This window comes from Enterococcus sp. SMC-9, assembly GCF_021011285.1.
GTDB classification, from domain to species: Bacteria; Bacillota; Bacilli; order Lactobacillales; family Enterococcaceae; genus Enterococcus_C; species Enterococcus_C montenegrensis.
In genome coordinates this window covers 166,340-182,126 of the sequence record NZ_JAILYE010000001.1, presented here as the reverse complement: position 1 = coordinate 182,126, position 15,787 = coordinate 166,340, and the positions used below count along the sequence as shown (strand labels likewise).

Genomic DNA, 15,787 nt, shown 5'->3' with positions numbered 1-15,787 from the left:
GATACAAGTTTATGCAGATTGGAGAGAAAAAATATAATGAAGTTAATATCACTGACAAAGAAGGCGCCCTTCTAGTATCAATCAGTGATTCCGATGTAATCAGCTATGGGGAAATAAAAGTAGAATTGGTCGAGAAAAGCGATAATTAGTCTAGATTGTTATTCTCAGACTTGTCAGGGTTTGAGACTGGAGTTTCTACTCCGTTAATTTTGCGAACGTGATAGTTGTCGTAGTTACCTTGTTTGATTTCTTTAACAAATTGCGATCTAGTCATATCTTTATTCTTAAAATTATCATGGAAGGTTGTATTTCTTCCATTGTCATTTTCAGATGTTACAGTAATTCTTTTTGGCATTAGCAGACTCCTTTCAGCTCTCGACCAATTCAATAGTATTATATACCCAAAATTAAGGAGGTATTCTAATGAATGATGAAAGATTGAATAACCCTTGGCGACCGATGACCTTACGAGAGGTAGTCGGTCTTTTTGTGTTACCACTAAAGAAACCTCCAGATAGAAAGGAGAAGTCAGATGAATGTATTCAAAGTAACTTTTAGCCATGCTTGGAATCATTGGAAGGATTTCACTTTCGTGACCTGTTCTTCCAAAGCAGATGCAATTCAGAAAGCAATGTCTGAAATTGACATCCCAGAAGTGATGAATGAAAAGTTGATTATTACTGTGTCAGTGGAAGGTCACTTAAGAAAGAGGAAGTAGAATGGATGATTTTAACCTGATTAAGCAGAAAAAAGAGCGCGGTGATACCAATCAAGAATTTATGGATAAATCAAAAGAGTTCTTTGAAAATGCTGACAGTATTGTTGTAGTCGGCGTGAATCCTGATGGTATTATCTCTACCTTCTATACTCAAAGTACATCCCTAAATGCGATTGGTATGATGGAAGTAGCTAAATCACAACTCATTTCAGAAATGGAAGTATAAAGAAAAAACTATTTATCAAAAGAGAGGATTTTGCAAAATGGAATTGATTGTATTCACAAATAACGGACAAACCTATCACTTTAATGATGTAACAAATTTTAGACCAACAACTACCGGATTCTCTTTTTCATATACAGGGAAAGCAACAGGTGTAACTCGTCAGACAGTATTTAACAACACCAGCACAGCAGGCTACGCGTTAAGGGAGGTTAAGGAATAGTGGATTCTCAAAAATTTATTAAACGTTGCATCAGTGAAGTGAAAAAATACGTTGAGGAGCACTTGGATAAATCAGATGGACCAATTGTTTTCGACGTCTTTATGGTATGGCATTGTAAAACACTGCAAAATAGTAAAGCACTGTTTTCAACAACGATTAGTGATGGCATGTATTACGAGATCACATACAATGGTGATAAAGATGAATTTTACTTTGACGCCTACAAGAAATTTGAAAATCGCTGTATAAAGGCCTAATAATTACTGGGCTTTTTTATTTTGCCCTCTACTTTTCGGGGCGTTAAATATTGAACTGTCTCGCCGCCGGGCGTAAAACGAGATTCGAGTAGCGACGTAATCGCCGGAGGAAATACTATGAAAGACTTATTTAAATTGCCGATGAATTTGCAGTTTTTTGCTGAACAAGACGACGAACAAGAGACTGGTGCTGATGATGAAAATCAACAACAGGATCCGCCAGAAAGAAAATTCACCCGTGCTGAAATGGCTGGAATTATCGCTGCAGAGGTAAAGAAAGCCACGGAAGCCATTGTTCAGAAAAAAGACGAGGAAATTCAGCAGGCAAAGACTGAGGCTGAGAAACTGGCGCAGATGAATGAAGATCAAAAGTCCGAGTATGAGCGACAACAGCGCGAAGATGCTCTTTCGAAGCGTGAGGCTGATATCACTGCAAGAGAATTACGAGCTCAAGTTACTGTCCAACTGACTGAAGATAATCTACCTGCTGAACTGACTGATTTGTTGAACTTTTCTGATGCAGATGCATGTAACAATTCCTATCAAAAGGTAAAAGATGCCTTTGCAAAAGCTACTGGCTCATTTGATGAGGCTGTGCAAGCTGAGGTTAACAAACGTCTAGCCAATTCGGCTGATCAACCTTTAGGAAATGGTCATCAATCTGCTGCTGGTAACAACAATCCTTGGTCGGAAGAATCTTTCAATCTAACTGAGCAAGGCCGGATTTTAACAGAGGATCCGGAACGTGCGAAGTTATTAATGCAACAAGCCAAAAAATAATAAGAAAAGAGGAACAGTGAATGACTCAATTAAAAATGAAAATGGACCTTCAATATTTTGCTGCTAAGACAAAAATTGAAGATGTAATTGTCCCAGAAGTCTTTAATAAGTATGTAATTGAACGTACTGCAGAATTATCAGCTTTGTACCAATCCGGAATTGTCGTGGCCGATCCAGAATTAGACGCTTTAGCCACAGCTGGTGGTAAGTTAATCAATATGCCATTTTGGTCAGATTTAACTGGAGAAGATGAGGTGTTATCAGATACTGATCCATTAGAAACTGACAAAATTACTTCTGGTCAAGACCAAGCTGCATTACTAATGCGTGGTAAAGCTTGGAAAGCAAATGATTTAGCAAAGGCGCTATCAGGTGATGATCCAATGCGTGCTATTGGTGATTTAGTAGCAGCGTACTGGGCACGTCGCCAACAAGTTACTTTGTTATCTACGCTAAAAGGAGTGTTCGGAGCAGCGTCCACTAAAATGACTGGAAACTCTTTAGATATCTCTGCTGAAACTGGCAATGCTGCAGCCTTTACTGGCGAAACTTTTATTGATGCATCATATAAACTGGGCGATTCCGAAGAAAAATTAACTGCACTTGCTGTGCACTCTTCTGTGTATGCTAGCTTACGGAAACAAAATTTAATTGAATTCTTGTTAGCATCGGATAACAGTAAGATTCCAACTTATATGGGTAAACGTGTAATCGTAGATGATGGAATGCCTATTGCTGGCGATACTTTTACTTCTTACATTTTCGGTGCAGGTGCAATTGGTCTGGGTAATGGCGCTGCACCAGTTCCGACTGAGACGGATCGTGATGCTTTGGCTGGGGATGACATCCTAATCAACCGTCAACACTTCTTATTGCACCCTCGCGGCGTAAAATTTACCAATAAATCTGTTGCGGGTTCTTCACCTACGAATGCGGAATTAGCAACGGGGACAAACTGGGAACGGGTTTATGAACCTAAAAACATTCGTATCGTACAGTTCAAGCATAAACTTTATGTGCCAACTGTGACGGTTTCTGGCGGCACTGGCGGAGAGTAAGGAGGTCTAATTGATGGATGAGGAAAAGCTGAAAGAAATGACTGATTCCTTAGCAATCCGCTTAGGCGTTAGTGACGAGAATGAGAAAGCTAAGCTAAAAGGTCTAATCGAGGATGCTTTAATCCTCGTCCTCGATTTTACTGGACGAGATGTTGATAGTATCGTGGCCCCTTTGTACTACTATGCTCGCCAATTAGCTGTGATTACATGGAATCGTGAAGGAAATGAGGGGGAGGCTTCTCGTAGTGAAGGAGGCATTTCTCAGACTTTCATTATCGATATCCCTCCAGATATTCAATCTGGTTTGCGGCGTTATCGTGTTGGGAAGGTGGTCAAGCGTTATGCGCCTAAGAAAGCGTGAGCTTCAAACGGTTTGGTTGAAACATCGAAAAGTTACTTCTGACGATGAGGGGAATGATGTAATCACCTACTCGGAGGACCCCAAAAAATTGCAAATGAATGTTCAATCGGCTGGTGGTCAAGTAATGGCTCAGATTTATGGTGAGAGCCTTCCTTACGTCAAGACATGCAAGTATCAAGGAGACCAGCTAAAAGTCGGGCAGAACGAAAAGGACGGCATTTGTATGTACGTTTCAAAGGACAAGGAGCCAGACTATGAGATTGTAGCGATTCAACCTTTTTCTACTCATCTGAATATCACGCTGAAAAAGCGAGGTGTTTCTAATGGGAGTTGAGATTAAGGGAATGGACAGCTTGCGTCGAAAGCTGAAGGCTACACCGAAAATCCTTGAAGATGCGATGTGGGATGCGACGTTTGAAATTACTGAATTAATCAAGCAAGCAACAGAGCTTCGGATTGCTTCCAGTGTGAAATATAGTAGTGGTGAATTGCTTGGTAGTTTCAAAAATGAAGTAGTGATCAATGCTCAAGGGAAAATTGTTGGGCGAATCTGGTCTGACAAAGAGCAAGCTATGTATCGCGAGTTTGGTACAGGGCCAGTTGGTCAGGCAAGTCAGAAAGATCTGCCAGAAGGGATTACTCCTGTCTACTCAACTTCTGCATGGTTTATTCCGGTTGACGAAGTTGAGATAGATTTAGAAGCTATTTACGGTATTCCTCGGATTACAATCCAAGGGAAAGGCTTCTTCCTAACCCGCGGTCAGCCAGCCCGGCCTGCATTGTATCCGTCCTTGAAGGAAATCGTGGAGCAAGCACCAGATATCTACAAGGAACATGTACAAAAACGACTGAAGGAGCTGAAATAGATGGAAATTATCAACATGAAATCTGTGACAGTTGAAGTCCTAAAGTCGGTTCCCGAGATCAAAAAAGTTGCTACTGATTATCCATCGAATTGGACTACTTTTCCAACAGCAATCTATCGAACTGTCAGTAAACCTTATCAAGTCGATGCACTTGGACAAGAACTGCAGACGCAGTGGACAATAACAATTGAAATATATGGAACAACAAGCTTAACCAATATCGCAGGAAGTGTATTAGACACATTTGGTGGTATTGGTTTTTTTGGCACTACAAAAGATGCAAATACAGCTGATTTGAAACGAGTAATCGTTGAGGTATCAGCTGTAGTGGACAATATAACAAAATACGTATATCAGAAATAGGAGGAATTAAATTATGGATTTTGCAGGTCTATTATCAAAAGGTACCGTCTTAACATATAAGGATGGCGCAACAAGCAAAACTGTAGCAGCGGTCAAATCGATTCCAGCTTTGGGATCCGATCCTGAAAAAGTCGATGTCACTCACTTGGGATCACCTAAAAAAGCATATATTAAAGGTATCGAGGATACAGATAATTTAGAATTCGCCATCATCTATCAGGGTGATAACTTCCGCGATATCCACACATTGGTGGAAACTGGTAAATCGGTTGAATGGACAATTACGTTCCCAGATGGGTTGAAATCTGAGTTTAAAGGTGAACCGTATTACAAATTTGATGGTGTGGAAGTTAACCAAGCTGTTGGATTTAACTTAGGCGTCGTTGTAAGTGATGGTCCAACTATGACACCCGCACCAGAAACACCAGAAGGATAATAAAACAAATTTTGAGACCAGGATATTTCTTGGTCTCTATTTTTTACCATTTTAGGAGGAAAATAAATGCCAGCAAAAAACAAAATCGTACAAATGCCAAACACAACAACTTTCCAGTTAGGTGATCTGACACTTCAGCTGCGCTTGGACGGGAAAGCAATTTTAAATATTGAAAAACGTTTAGACGAAGGAATCATGGGTCTATTTGTTAAAAAGCAAGGTGAAATCAAATTGCCACCTGCAAATACTTTGCTGATTATTCTTCAGGGAGCAAATAAAACGTCTGGGGTTACTGACAAAACAATTGTTGAAGCTTTTGAAAAATATATCGAGTCAGGGAAAACTACTATGGATTTATTTGGCGATATTAATGAATTCTTGGACGAACAAGGTTTTTTCGGAAAGAAAGAAACAGACAGCGAAGCGACAGATGGGGAATCTTTGGATCAGGAACCCGCAGCGGAAGCGGACAGCCTGCTGTAACATTTAACACCTTATCAGAATTACTGGATCATATGTATCCCCAAGCTGTTGAAGCTGGTATTCCAGCAGTAGATTACTGGCAAATGACGCTAGAAGAAATCATGATCCAGGTTGCTGCTAATAAAAAGAATAAAGAAAATGAGTTGCGGGAACAAGCTTTGTTCGACTATTCGCAACAGCGCTTGGCAGTATTTGCCTTTAACGATCCTAAGAAATTTCCAAAGTTCGAGGAGGCTTATCCATTTCTAAATCAAATTAGGGATGCGGTAGAAGAGGAGAAGACAGAAGAACAGCTGAAACAGGAAAAAATGTCTCGAGAACAAGAAATATTCTTGGCTCAGGCGGAAGCCATCAAAGCAACCCGTGAACGGAGAAAACTTTTGGAAGAAAGGTAGGTGAGAAATATGGAGTTGGAAACTCTTGAAGTTCTATTGGATGTTAACACTGCCAGAGTAGAGGAATCTTTAGAACGAGTTTTACCACAAATCGAAAGCGCGATGAATCGTATTCAGCAAATATCTGGCAATTCAATGGATCGCACTGAAAAGAACATGAATATCGAAAAAGGCACCAGTAATTTTTCTAAGCAACTCGATAAAATGAATCAAACATTAGAAAAAACCATGTCTAACTTTGAAAAGACAACGAAGCAATCGAGTGAACAGGTTGGTGATAATTTTTCATCCGGAATTCGGAACGCTCGGCCTAAAGTAACTAAGGAAATCGATGCGATGGTCAATGAGATCAATGCCAAGATGGGTCAAGCAAAGGCAGCTCAAGAAAAAGTAGCATACTTGAAATCACAACGCCAATCAGCTTCTTCTGCTGGAGATACTGGCAAGGTAGTGAAATATGACGAACAAATCGCTCGCTCTCAAGCTCAGATGTCAAAGTTTGAAGACCAGGCAAAAGGGATGGCCAATACTATCAAGCGTGAATTCGATGCTGTTCCACAGTCACTGGATACCATTACGAAATCAATGGCTCAAAACGAAAGCCAAATCGAAGCAATGCGGAAAAGAATTAAAACCCTGAAAGCAGAATATGCAGAGCAAAGAAAGCCAGTTGGTAGTTTCAGTAGTGGATTTACCGGTTCTGAAGACACACCACAATCGCTAAAAACATCAGCTGAAATAGAGAAGCAGTCTGCAAAAATGGCGAAATTAATCAGTAGCAATGATCGTTTGCAAAAAGAATATGCTCAAACTGAAGATCGCGCTACATCGCTCAGGAAAGCTTTAGCTCGTATCAACAACACTATGAGTCAGTCCTCTATCCAGACGGGTTCAGCCGCCAATGGTGCTGCTCAAACAGGCACTGGATTAAAACAATCTGAACGCGCCGTTTCCAAATACGGTGGTGTCTTTAATCGAATGTCCAATGCTGTTTCTCACGGCTTTGGGGGTATAGGAAATGGACTAAAATCTTCACTTGGATTCATTGGAAAGTTCGGAAGTCTATTTTCTAATTCATCCAAAAAAGTTACAGCTGGCAATAATCAAATGATGAATAGTACCAATGCTTTTGGCCAATCAATGCGATACCTGTTACCGTCCTTAGTTGTATATCAATTGCTTGGCGGAGCCATCCGGGCATTAGCAGGCGGTATGTTCTCTGCGCTAAAAACGAATGATCAATTTGCTAACTCATTGAATCAGATTAAAGTCAATTTAATGACAGCTTTTTATCCGATTTATACCGCAATTCTACCGGCAGTGAATGCTTTAATGTCAGCCCTTGCTCAATTAACAGGACAATTTGCTTCATTTATTGCCGGCGTTTTTGGGACAAATTACGAAGCAGCAAAAGCAGGTGCAAGCAGTCTTTATGATAATGTGCAGGCGTTAGAAGATACGGGATCATCAGCGGATAAAGCCAAAGAAAAGGTTAAAAAGTTTCAAAAATCATTAATGGGGTTTGATCAGATTAACAAGCTGAATCTTGATTCTGATGATGATGATAAAAAAGATACATCACTTGACAACAAAGCCCCAAGCATAGATTTTGGCAAAGCCACAGGTACCTACACAACACCAAAATGGATGTTAGATATCCAGCGACTGCTAAAAGACTTTTTCAAACCTTTTAAAGATGCTTGGAAAAATCAAGGTCAGAAAGTAATAGATGCGTGGGAATATGCGTTAGGCGAAGTGATTGGTTTAGCTTCAGCAATTGGCAAGTCATTTATGGAAGTATGGACAAACGGAACAGGACAGTTATTCATTGAGAACTTACTCATTCTTCTAGCAGATGTTTTAAACATTATTGGCGATATTGCCGGAGCGTTTAAGCGGGCATGGGAAGATAACGGACGAGGAACACGGCTGATACAATCCATTTTTGATATGTGGAACCGAATCCTTGAATTACTTCATGAAATTGCTGTTGCTTTTCGTAATGCGTGGAATGACGGTCGTGGCGAAAGTATAGCTGCAAATATCTTAGAAATTTTTACCAACATCTTTAACACGGTAGGAAATCTCGCCGGTCAATTGAAAAAAGCTTGGAAAGAGGGAAAAACTGGAGAATCAATCTTCGGTACAATCTTAGATGTTGTAGACGATTTACTAGGGAATATCAATAGTATGACGAAAGCGACGTCTGATTGGGCAAAAACGTTAGATTTTACACCGCTATTAAAGTCTATTGATAAGCTGTTAAAATCTATTCGACCGATTACAAAGAATATTGGTGATGGGCTAGAGTGGCTATATAAGAATGTCTTACTACCTTTCGCAGGATTTGTGATTGAAGATTATATTCCAAAATTCTTTGAATTACTTGCTGGAGCTTTAGATGTACTGAATCAAGTGATTGAGATTCTGAAACCAATTTTCAAGTGGTTCTGGGACACAGTCCTTCAACCGTTGATCACAATTGCCAAGTTTTTAATTATTGAACAATTCGAATTCTTTATTCGGGTTTTAAAGAAATTAAGCGATATTCTTGATGTTGTAGCAGATGCCGTTAAAAATCCCAAAAAAGCAATTTCTGATCTTGGCGATTTAATTTCATTGAAATTCGATCAAATTAAAAAAACAGTATCGGACACATGGTCGAAAGTCACTACATGGACTTCAAAAACTTGGAATGGTGCGAAAGACACCGTCAAAACAAAAGCTTCAGAGATTTGGGACAATGTGAAGAACCGTTGGGCTGATATCAAAAAAAATACACGGGAAACTTGGGATAATTTTTCTTCAAAAGTTTCCGATAAATCGCGTAGTGCAAAAGATAATGCATCAAGTCGTATTAGAGAATTGAAGAACAACGTCTCTGATCGTTGGAACGAAACATGGTCTAAAACTAAGACGATTTGGGACAATGTGAAAGACAAAGTTACTACTAAATCTGGTGAAGCTCGTGATCGCGCTTCAAGTGCTTTTCGAACTTTGCGTTCTAATTTGTCAACGTCACTTGAAGGCGTGAAGAAAACCGCTTCTGATGTTTTTGGAAAAATCGGTTCGTGGGCAGCGGATTTGCCTGGACGAATTGCTAAAGGTTTACGAAATGGTGTGAAATCTATAAAAAATGCCGCGGCATCAATTGGTAATGGAATTGTTGGCGTTGTCGGTAAAGCGATGAATGGTGTTATTAACGGGATAAACTGGGTTTTAGGAAAAGTCGGAGCTGGAAAGAGCAAATTGACTCTATGGACCATACCTAAATACGCAAGGGGAACTGGGTATCATCCTGGTGGATTAGCGATGGTAAATGATGGCTTAGGCAATAATTACCGTGAAGCATTCCGGACTCCAGATGGTCGCACTGGCATCTTCCCGGCACAAAGAAATTTAATGGTGAACTTACCAGCCGGAACGTCTGTTTTAAGCGGTCCCAAAACTTCTGCTATGTATGGGATTCCAGCATATGCTAGTGGTATTGGTGATTGGTTTAAAGAAAAATGGAATGGTGCTAAAAAAATTGCATCTGATGTTTGGTCGTATGCTTCTAATCCTAAGAAACTTCTCAATGCTGCAGTTTCAAAATTTGTTAATTTGAAAAATGCTGTTGAACCAAGTTTGTCGATGGCTAAAGGGTCTGTCGGTACCATCGCTGAAGGGGCATACAATTGGGTTAAATCTAAATTCGATGCCGGATATAAAACGTATCAAGAAAGCTTAAGTGGAGGAGATGGCAGTCACGATGGTTCGATGGGCGGCTGGGGAGTCTACAAATACCTTTATGATGTTGCTCAGAAAACGATGAAACGATTCCCCGGAATGGTAATCACTTCGGGTCAACGAAATGGCGATCCATATTCACACGGAAAGCATATGGCGATTGATATTGCTTATCCAGCCAGCATGAACGGCTCGAGAGCATATTTTGGACCAGCTAACTACGCGTTTGAACAATTTCCTTCACAAGTTGCGTACGTCATTACTCAAGGTAAAGTTCGCGATAGAAAAGGAATGTCAGGCACTGGAGCTAGTGGAACGTGGACAAGATGGCCAGACAACGATCACTATGACCATCTCCATATTAACGGGTCGCTGGGTGCAAATGATGTCGCTAAGAAAGGTGCAAACTTCGGGACTGAAGGTGGAAAAATTGCAAACCAAGGTAGTGGTGTAGAAAGATGGCGAGGTACCGTAAATAAAGCTCTAAAAATGTTAGGTATCTATTCTGTCGGGAACGCCAACAGAACGTTATATCAAATGAAAACAGAGTCAAATGGTAATCCTAATGCAATCAACAATTGGGATATTAATGCTATCAATGGCACACCTTCCAAGGGGCTAATGCAAGTGATAGATCCAACTTTTAGGTCTTATGCTCGTAGTCCTTACAATAAAAATATTTGGGATCCGTTGTCTAATATTTTGGCTTCGATGCGGTACGCGTTAAGCCGTTACGGATCATTAGCTAACGCTTATCGCGGTGTTGGATACGAAAACGGTGGTCTCGTCACACAAGATGGACTTTACCGAATGGGTGAAGGTAATAAGAAAGAGATGGTCATTCCGCTTGAAAAACCGCAACGAGCAGTTGAATTGATTCAACAGGCCATTGAGTACCTAGGTTTGGATATGTTTGGTTCGGCTTTGACCTTGCCGGAAATTTTCCAAGAGCCAAGCTTTGCACCATCGAATAGTACCTTCAGCAATAACGACCAAATGAACTACCAAGGCGGCGGGATGCAAGACTTCACATCAGCGATGGTGACCACGTTGATGAATGCTATCTCTGCCATGGGAGCAACGCCAACTCAAGAACCGAACGGCGATATCGTCATCAACATTGGCGGCAAAGAGTTTGGTCGCATAGCTGTCAAAGAGATCAACAAATACCATCAACAGCTTGGACATACCGAGCTGAATATCTAAGGAGGTTGAGAGATGGCTGGTTATCTAAGTGTCAATGGAGTCAGACTCAAGACTCCAAAGAAATTTTCAGTCGGAATCCAGGCAGTTGATGGAGATTCTGGCCGAAATGCTAATGGTGATATGGTCCGGGATTATATCACCACCAAGCGGAAAATGGATATTGAATGGGGTCCTTTGACTGATAACGAGATTTCTACGATCTTAAATGCGGTCATGGGGGTCTTTTTTAGTGTTACCTATCCAGACCCGATGTCTGGCGGAATGATGACGAAAACATGCTATGTTGGAGATAGAACATCTCCAAGCTATTCTTGGAATGATAAACTCCCCAAATGGGAAGGTCTAACAATGAGTTTTATTGAAAAATAGGGGGTGAGGGAATGCTTGCAATTAGCGATGCAGTAAAAGAGGCATGGCTAAGTCCGGCACGACAATTATCTATTCGTGTAAAGGTAGATAAAACAACGTATGGGAGTGAGGATGTTTCCTCACTCTCTTTTGATTCTGGCAGTATATCTGGTGAAGTTTATCAAATCGGTTCAACATATATGAATTCGGTGACATTAAGCTTTCCGTCAATAATCGAAACTATCAAGGAGGATTTGGAAGTAATTCCAGAACTCGGCATATTAGTTGATGGAGAGTATCATTTTTCAAAACTCGGCCATTTTTATATCACCGAATTTAACCGTGATCGAAATGCGAATGTCACAACTATTACCGCAAATGACAAAATGATTTATCTTGAAGGTGCTTACGATTCGAAATTGACTTATCCAAAACCGTATCGAGAGGTTGCTTTAGAAATTGCCAACCTAGCAGGTGTTGAAGTCAATCAAGCTTCTTTTGCCAGTTTGGGTATTGGAGCAATTAAAAAGCCAGAAGGATATACATTTAGACAAGCAATTGGACTTATTGCTCAGTTTGAGGGTGGCTTTGCCAGCTTCAATCGAGATGGGGAGTTGGAAATCCGGCGGCTTCGACCAACAGAATTTGGTATCACTCCCGAAAGCTACTTACTCAAGGGTTTCACCAAAAACGAAAATTCCTACAAAATTGGCGGCATTACAGTACGAATTGGTGAAGAAGAAACCGATGTTTTAAAAGTTGGAACAACGACCGGTTCTCAAATTGAATTAGAAAACAAGGTTATGACCCAAACTCTTTTAAATCAGATGTGGGAGTTAGTCAAATCTATTAACTATTTTCCGTTTGAATTGAAATGGCGTGGGTGTCCTCCTTTAGAAGCTGGTGATTGGATATACGTTACTGATCGAAACGGTAAACAGTATTCCGTTCCCAATTTATCGTACAGTATGAACTTTAACGGTGGTTTATCTGCTGAATCAAAGGCAACTACTAACTCTGTCTCAGGAAATGCCACGAAATACCGTGGAACGTTAAATCAAAAAGTTCAGTGGCTTGAATCAATTCTTAGCTCAAACGATTGGAATCACAATTATTATGATGCAGAACCAGAAAATCCCAAGGTTGGAGATTTATGGTTTAAAAAAGTTGGTAAAGACATTGAGATTTGGCAATATGTTGAAACAGATGGTGTGCAAGATTGGGAATTACAAATTTCATCTGCGCCAAATCAAGAATTGCTAGACATGATCGAGGACTTAGTTAAGGAGACTGCAGAGGCCCAAGCGGCAGCTGAAGAAGCCAAGGCAGCAGGAGAAGCTGCAGAACAATTAGCAGAAGAAGCTAAAACGGAATCTGCTAAGGCTATAGAAGATGCTAACGCGGCAGTCGCTGGTGTTACCAATTTAGGACAGATAGTCCAGGCGGTTGACCAGGCAGCACAGTTAGCCATCGAACAGTCAGCTAATGCTGTAACAGATGCCCAAGCTGCTATGGTAAAGGCAAACGATATATTAGGCACTGTTACGGAGCTTGAGGGCACAATTACCAATATTACTGCTGACATTGACGCTATTAACGGAGAGTTATCGGTCAAGGTAGACCAAACAACTTTTAATCAGTTAAAGGGTACTGTCGACACGCATAGCACGTCAATTAGTGCGAATGCCCAAGCAATCACGCAAAAGGCAAATCAAACGCAAGTTAACGCAATTGATCAGACAGTGATTAGTCATACTGCAGAGCTGACGACGCAGTATGATAAGATTGCTGGTCTGGTGACAAAAACTGACGGTCAATCGACTAAGATTAGTGCTTTAGAATTGCAGGCTGGTCAGTTTAACCTGACGCTGAGTAGCGTGCAGCAGGACGTTGCCAGTATAGAGGTTGGTGGACGGAACTATTTCTTAAATTCTACAACGGAACTTACAGGCTCAAGAGAGTTTGTAAACAGCCCTGCATGGGATATGGCACCGCTAATTGACAAGTATGGATTAGACCAACACTACACAATCAGCTTTGACCTGAAGTCTAAAATTTCAGGTTACATTAATGTTTATTCACAAAATGGCTCAGGCACAAGATATGATATTGGCATAACTACCATAAATGCTACTACTGAATACAAGAGATATTCCGTGACGTTTAAGCCTAAAAACAGCAATATGTCTTTATCACAAGCACTGTTAGCTTTTTATGGCACGTATGATAGCGGTAGAATCCCGACCATAAAAAACGTAAAATTTGAGTTAGGCAATAAAGCTACTGACTGGACACCGGCTCCGGAAGACATGGCAACAGTTACTGCACTAACAAGTGTGCAGGCAACTGTTGATGGATTAGTCACCACTGTGGCTACTAAAGCTAACCAATCACAAGTAACACAGTTGGCAGATCAGATTACGAGTGTTGTGACTGACTTAAATATTTTAGAAAATGGTACGAGAAACTTACTCAGAGGTTCATCACGCTTTGACTATGGAGTTAGTTTGAGTCTAGCAGCGAGAGTTATTTCTGCGCCAACATTTTTGGGGAATTATACAATTGAAATTGATGAACCAGGATCAGGATATGCAGATACTATATCCTGGAGGACAACCACTCAAATGAGCGGAAATCAATATACGTTATCTTTTTGGGCAAAAGCTTCTGGAGCTAGCAAAGTATTGAGAGCATACCTTTATAATCCTAATTCAGTGACTAAAACTGAAACAAGTACAGGGTATATAGGTGCAGGCTCTGATGGTCAAGCAGTTTTTAATCTTACAACAGAATGGAAAAAATATTGGGTTAAATGGACTCAGACGCCAAGCAATTCAGTGAAGACAGTTATCTTAGGAAGAATATATAATGCTGGTGGAGGAACATTTAGCTTTTCTAGCCCGATTCTTGTCGAGGGAAGTATAATTCCAGATTGGACGCCAGCGCCTGAAGATTTGGCGACTGCCTCTCAAATCACACAACTTTCAGACCAAATTAATTTGAGAGTCCAAAAAGGCGAAGTCATTAATCAGATTAATCTATCAACTGAAGGCGTCTTAATAGCCGGTGAGAAAGTCTGGATCACTGGTCTAACTAAAATAGACAATGCGGTAATCGCTACAGCTAACATTAAAGATTTAGCTGTCACGAATGCTAAGATAGCAAATCTTGCTGTAAACACCGCAAAAATCGGCGATGCAGCAATTGTGACCGCAAAAATCGGAGACCTGGCTGTCACGAATGCTAAGATTGCAAATCTAGCTATTAACGATGCTAAAATTCAAAATGCATCAATTAGCAGTGCAAAAATCATTAATCTCGACGCTTCAAAAGTCGTAGCAAATACATTATCTGCTATCACCACCAATACTGGTACATTAAATGTTTCTGGTTGGTTAAATATGACAACAGATAATTTGGGACTGAGAGGTACATTTGATTTTGGCGATCCATATCAAGGCGCTTATAATTTCCGGTGGTATGACGGGGATATGAGAATCTCACATCGCCATATGTACCTAAACGGCGGATTATACAACGTAAATTCCAACCAAACTAAAGGCTCATGGATTGCTGATTATGAAACGTTTTACGGACCTGATTACGCCAAGTTTCGGACCGCAGCAAAAAACGGAAATTTAAAAAACAGGGTAGATATTACTTCTGATGCAATCACGATGGGTACAGCTTACGAAAATTCGAATATCCAATTGTTCAGCGATGGGACAAGCTTCTTTAGAAACGACATGCAGACTTTGGGGAATATCTCTATAGCTAGCGATAAAGCACTAAAAGCATTTATTATCCAAGCTTTAGATGCATCGACCAATATCTACTTTAACGCCGGTCGAACTGAATTAGCCGATTTTCGCGTTGGCAAAGATGGTTCAACTTTGAACGGTGGTCGTGTAGTGCAATCAAAAGCTGTCTACAATCGGACATACTCATCAGCAGCCAACATGATTATCACGGCAGATGGGATTTTAGGACGCTCCACATCTGCGAGAAAGTATAAAGCTGACATCCAAACCGCTAATGATGTTATTAATAAGGCGAAAAAAGTGCTGGATCTCAGTCCAGCCAGCTGGTGGGATAAAGGCGAGTTAGCTGATGGAGTGGCTAAAGAAAGATACTATGGATTCATTGCTGACGACTTTGCGGCCAAGGAACTAACGGAAGTCGTAATCTACGAAAACGGTGAGATCGAGTCTTTAGCCTATGATCGCATCAGTATGTATCACAACGTTATATTGACAGAACACGAGCAAGAAATTAACAAGCTAAAGAAAAAAGTTGAAACATTAGAAAACGAGATTAGAGTGCTGCAAGTAGCTTAGCTTG

19 protein-coding genes are annotated in these 15,787 nt (G+C 40.6%); 18 read left to right on the top strand and 1 reads right to left on the bottom strand.

Annotated elements, in window-relative coordinates; genetic code table 11:
* Window positions 1-11: 11 nt before the first annotated feature.
* Complete coding sequence (locus K4422_RS00925; RefSeq protein ID WP_230708621.1) at window positions 12-149, top strand: hypothetical protein; 138 nt, start codon at window positions 12-14, stop codon at window positions 147-149.
* Here the strand turns inward: K4422_RS00925 and K4422_RS00920 are convergent.
* The gene (locus K4422_RS00920) at window positions 146-355 is read right to left on the bottom strand and encodes a hypothetical protein (RefSeq protein ID WP_230708620.1); all 210 of its coding nucleotides are present in this window, start codon (window positions 353-355) and stop codon (window positions 146-148) included. The genes K4422_RS00925 and K4422_RS00920 overlap by 4 nt on opposite strands.
* 68 nt (window positions 356-423) lie before the next feature.
* On the opposite strand from K4422_RS00920, the gene K4422_RS13530 reads away from it, so the two are divergent.
* The 17 genes from K4422_RS13530 to K4422_RS00840 all read left to right on the top strand — a co-directional run bounded on the left by K4422_RS13530 (window position 424) and on the right by K4422_RS00840 (window position 15,783).
* Complete coding sequence (locus K4422_RS13530; RefSeq protein ID WP_268990953.1) at window positions 424-558, top strand: hypothetical protein; 135 nt, start codon at window positions 424-426, stop codon at window positions 556-558.
* A complete protein-coding gene (locus tag K4422_RS00915) occupies window positions 533-718 on the top strand; it encodes a hypothetical protein (protein WP_230708618.1) in 186 nt (61 codons plus the stop codon). The genes K4422_RS13530 and K4422_RS00915 overlap by 26 nt, the downstream gene beginning before the upstream one ends.
* A 1-nt stretch (window position 719) precedes the next feature.
* A complete protein-coding gene (locus K4422_RS00910; protein WP_230708617.1) occupies window positions 720-944 on the top strand; it encodes a hypothetical protein in 225 nt (74 codons plus the stop codon).
* Between the two features lie 37 nt (window positions 945-981).
* On the top strand, window positions 982-1,164 hold the full coding sequence (locus K4422_RS00905; protein ID WP_230708616.1) for a hypothetical protein: 183 nt from the start codon (window positions 982-984) through the stop codon (window positions 1,162-1,164).
* Window positions 1,164-1,421 (top strand): DUF6275 family protein, encoded by a 258-nt coding sequence (locus tag K4422_RS00900; protein ID WP_230708614.1) that lies wholly within the window; start codon window positions 1,164-1,166, stop codon window positions 1,419-1,421. Before K4422_RS00905 ends, K4422_RS00900 begins: the two co-directional genes overlap by 1 nt.
* 117 nt (window positions 1,422-1,538) lie before the next feature.
* Complete coding sequence (locus tag K4422_RS00895) at window positions 1,539-2,201, top strand: DUF4355 domain-containing protein (protein ID WP_230708612.1); 663 nt, start codon at window positions 1,539-1,541, stop codon at window positions 2,199-2,201.
* Between the two features lie 20 nt (window positions 2,202-2,221).
* Complete coding sequence (locus K4422_RS00890; RefSeq protein ID WP_230708610.1) at window positions 2,222-3,259, top strand: major capsid protein; 1,038 nt, start codon at window positions 2,222-2,224, stop codon at window positions 3,257-3,259.
* Between the two features lie 37 nt (window positions 3,260-3,296).
* Window positions 3,297-3,620 (top strand): phage head-tail connector protein, encoded by a 324-nt coding sequence (locus tag K4422_RS00885; protein ID WP_442896614.1) that lies wholly within the window; start codon window positions 3,297-3,299, stop codon window positions 3,618-3,620.
* Window positions 3,601-3,954 carry a hypothetical protein gene (locus K4422_RS00880; RefSeq protein WP_230708605.1) on the top strand — a complete coding sequence of 118 codons (354 nt, stop codon included), beginning with the start codon at window positions 3,601-3,603 and terminating at the stop codon, window positions 3,952-3,954. The genes K4422_RS00885 and K4422_RS00880 overlap by 20 nt, the downstream gene beginning before the upstream one ends.
* A complete protein-coding gene (locus tag K4422_RS00875; RefSeq protein ID WP_230708603.1) occupies window positions 3,944-4,486 on the top strand; it encodes an HK97 gp10 family phage protein in 543 nt (180 codons plus the stop codon). Before K4422_RS00880 ends, K4422_RS00875 begins: the two co-directional genes overlap by 11 nt.
* On the top strand, window positions 4,487-4,849 hold the full coding sequence (locus K4422_RS00870) for a hypothetical protein (RefSeq protein WP_230708601.1): 363 nt from the start codon (window positions 4,487-4,489) through the stop codon (window positions 4,847-4,849).
* Window positions 4,850-4,859: 10 nt separating this feature from the next.
* The gene (locus tag K4422_RS00865; protein WP_230708989.1) at window positions 4,860-5,285 is read left to right on the top strand and encodes a phage tail protein; all 426 of its coding nucleotides are present in this window, start codon (window positions 4,860-4,862) and stop codon (window positions 5,283-5,285) included.
* Between the two features lie 66 nt (window positions 5,286-5,351).
* Window positions 5,352-5,768, top strand: a complete 417-nt coding sequence (locus tag K4422_RS00860; protein WP_230708599.1) for a DUF6096 family protein — start codon at window positions 5,352-5,354, stop codon at window positions 5,766-5,768.
* A gap of 32 nt (window positions 5,769-5,800) precedes the next feature.
* Window positions 5,801-6,163: a hypothetical protein gene (locus K4422_RS00855; RefSeq protein WP_230708597.1), complete on the top strand. Its 363-nt coding sequence runs from the start codon at window positions 5,801-5,803 to the stop codon at window positions 6,161-6,163.
* Window positions 6,164-6,172: 9 nt separating this feature from the next.
* Complete coding sequence (locus K4422_RS00850) at window positions 6,173-11,098, top strand: transglycosylase SLT domain-containing protein (RefSeq protein WP_230708595.1); 4,926 nt, start codon at window positions 6,173-6,175, stop codon at window positions 11,096-11,098.
* Window positions 11,099-11,110: 12 nt separating this feature from the next.
* A complete protein-coding gene (locus tag K4422_RS00845; protein WP_206902167.1) occupies window positions 11,111-11,467 on the top strand; it encodes a DUF6711 family protein in 357 nt (118 codons plus the stop codon).
* 593 nt (window positions 11,468-12,060) lie between these two features.
* Window positions 12,061-15,783, top strand: a complete 3,723-nt coding sequence (locus K4422_RS00840; RefSeq protein WP_230708593.1) for a hypothetical protein — start codon at window positions 12,061-12,063, stop codon at window positions 15,781-15,783.
* Window positions 15,784-15,787 lie beyond the last annotated feature (4 nt).

Bases quoted from the DNA above. Each gene is read 5' to 3' on its own strand.
- K4422_RS00925 (WP_230708621.1), top strand. From the start codon at position 12: ATGCAGATTGGAGAGAAAAAATATAATGAAGTTAATATCACTGACAAA.
- K4422_RS00920 (WP_230708620.1), bottom strand. From the start codon at position 355: ATGCCAAAAAGAATTACTGTAACATCTGAAAATGACAATGGAAGAAAT.
- K4422_RS13530 (WP_268990953.1), top strand. From the start codon at position 424: ATGAATGATGAAAGATTGAATAACCCTTGGCGACCGATGACCTTACGA.
- K4422_RS00915 (WP_230708618.1), top strand. From the start codon at position 533: ATGAATGTATTCAAAGTAACTTTTAGCCATGCTTGGAATCATTGGAAG.
- K4422_RS00910 (WP_230708617.1), top strand. From the start codon at position 720: ATGGATGATTTTAACCTGATTAAGCAGAAAAAAGAGCGCGGTGATACC.
- K4422_RS00905 (WP_230708616.1), top strand. From the start codon at position 982: ATGGAATTGATTGTATTCACAAATAACGGACAAACCTATCACTTTAAT.
- K4422_RS00895 (WP_230708612.1), top strand. From the start codon at position 1,539: ATGAAAGACTTATTTAAATTGCCGATGAATTTGCAGTTTTTTGCTGAA.
- K4422_RS00890 (WP_230708610.1), top strand. From the start codon at position 2,222: ATGACTCAATTAAAAATGAAAATGGACCTTCAATATTTTGCTGCTAAG.
- K4422_RS00885 (WP_442896614.1), top strand. From the start codon at position 3,297: ATGACTGATTCCTTAGCAATCCGCTTAGGCGTTAGTGACGAGAATGAG.
- K4422_RS00880 (WP_230708605.1), top strand. From the start codon at position 3,601: ATGCGCCTAAGAAAGCGTGAGCTTCAAACGGTTTGGTTGAAACATCGA.
- K4422_RS00875 (WP_230708603.1), top strand. From the start codon at position 3,944: ATGGGAGTTGAGATTAAGGGAATGGACAGCTTGCGTCGAAAGCTGAAG.
- K4422_RS00870 (WP_230708601.1), top strand. From the start codon at position 4,487: ATGGAAATTATCAACATGAAATCTGTGACAGTTGAAGTCCTAAAGTCG.
- K4422_RS00860 (WP_230708599.1), top strand. From the start codon at position 5,352: ATGCCAGCAAAAAACAAAATCGTACAAATGCCAAACACAACAACTTTC.
- K4422_RS00855 (WP_230708597.1), top strand. From the start codon at position 5,801: ATGTATCCCCAAGCTGTTGAAGCTGGTATTCCAGCAGTAGATTACTGG.
- K4422_RS00850 (WP_230708595.1), top strand. From the start codon at position 6,173: ATGGAGTTGGAAACTCTTGAAGTTCTATTGGATGTTAACACTGCCAGA.
- K4422_RS00845 (WP_206902167.1), top strand. From the start codon at position 11,111: ATGGCTGGTTATCTAAGTGTCAATGGAGTCAGACTCAAGACTCCAAAG.